The sequence below is a fragment of the Spirulina sp. CCY15215 genome (genome assembly GCF_016888125.1).
In the GTDB taxonomy this organism is placed as follows: domain Bacteria; phylum Cyanobacteriota; class Cyanobacteriia; order Cyanobacteriales; family Spirulinaceae; genus CCY15215.
The window spans coordinates 1-342 of sequence record NZ_JACSWA010000427.1 but is presented as its reverse complement, the minus strand read 5'-3'; the positions used below and the strand labels follow the sequence as shown (position 1 = coordinate 342).

At 41.2% G+C, this 342-nt stretch carries 1 protein-coding gene; it reads right to left on the bottom strand.

All coding sequences use genetic code 11. The features are described 5' to 3' along the window. Window positions 1-59 precede the first annotated feature (59 nt). Window positions 60-203: a hypothetical protein gene (locus JUI58_RS12685; protein WP_204104160.1), complete on the bottom strand. Its 144-nt coding sequence runs from the start codon at window positions 201-203 to the stop codon at window positions 60-62. Window positions 204-342 lie beyond the last annotated feature (139 nt).

The window sequence follows — 342 nt, the reverse complement described above, 5'->3', positions numbered from 1 at the left end:
CTCGTACAAATTGTTCGAGGTCTGGTTGCAGAGAAATTTCCATACAAATCCTCCAAAATCTAACTCAGCATAACATTTTTTTCACCTGCGCGATCGCATCTCCTCCATTCTTTACCAAAAAGCGATAAAGTCAGTTGTCCCCCTTCGTAAATCCATAGTTCCCGAACACCTAAACCTAAAAATAAAAAGTGAGGGTTAGCCATTGATTTTAATCAATGGACATCGAACGAAACAGGTTTTAACCTGTCTTGCGTTACAATACTTCCATGTAAGTCCACAGCTATTTTTTAGCCAAGGGATGTAGGAGTCTGTTGACAGACTTGGAGAAGCGGTCGAGGGATG